Source organism: Arhodomonas sp. KWT, from assembly GCF_010993615.1.
In genome coordinates this window covers 1-888 of the sequence record NZ_WNXE01000690.1, presented here as the reverse complement: position 1 = coordinate 888, position 888 = coordinate 1, and the positions used below count along the sequence as shown (strand labels likewise).

At 67.5% G+C, this 888-nt stretch carries 2 protein-coding genes; both read left to right on the top strand.

Features of this window, described 5'->3' with window-relative positions; genetic code table 11:
• Positions 1-447, top strand: a 447-nt coding sequence (locus G7A99_RS21760) for a cation diffusion facilitator family transporter (RefSeq protein WP_163144032.1), incomplete at its 5' end; no start/stop codon positions are given.
• 157 nt (positions 448-604) lie between these two features.
• Positions 605-888: hypothetical protein (locus tag G7A99_RS21755; protein ID WP_163144029.1), on the top strand; the 284-nt coding region annotated here is incomplete at its 3' end.

Sequence of the window (888 nt, the reverse complement as noted above, 5' to 3'; positions counted from 1 at the left end):
GACCTGCTCGGTTCCGTCGCCGCGCTGGCGAGCGGACTGGTGATCGCCCTTACCGGCTGGTTCCCCATCGACCCGCTCCTCTCGCTGGTGATCTCGGCACTGATTCTGATCTCCACCTCGCGGCTGCTGCGTGACGCGATCCACGTGGTGATGGAAGGTGTTCCGCGGCACATCGATCTCGACCGGGTCGGTCGGCAACTGCAGGCGGTGGAAGGTGTCGACAGCGTCCACGACCTGCATGTGTGGACCATCGCCTCCGGGCACTACGCCATCGCGGCCCACGTGCGCATCCGCGATCTCGAGCACTGGCCCCTGCAGCTCGACCGGATGAAACGGCTGCTCCGCGAGCGCTTCGGCATCGACCATGTCACCCTCCAGCCGGAGCCGCTCTACGACGTGGCCGTGATCCCGCTGACCGGCCGGGAACATGCCCACCAGGACCACTAGGGCCTCCCGGTTAAGGCCGGTGTAAGGCCGGCGCCGGATACTGCGGGTCAGGTCCCGGGGGCGGGACCGCCGCCCCGGGGTTCAATCCCCGGGACAAACCGGCACGGCCGGCGCCGGGGGCAGGCACCGGCCCGGGGAGGAACCAGGAATGGAGCGCATGCAGCAACCCGGCGTCCGTGAACGCCTCTGGCAATTGGCCTACCTGCTCAAACACACCTTCGCCGTCGTAGGACGCCACCCGGGCATCGTGCGGCCCTGGGGATACATGGCGGTGTACGCGACGGTCATGGTGTCCGTGTTCTTCGCGGCGATCGCCGCGATCGCTATGGACCACGGCGGTACCGGCACGCTGCTGCTTGTGCTGGCGGTCGTGCTCTTCTTCTACAAGTTCTTCTTCTACAACCGCCTGGAGATCCAGCAGAGCTGGCTGGTGGCGGAGGC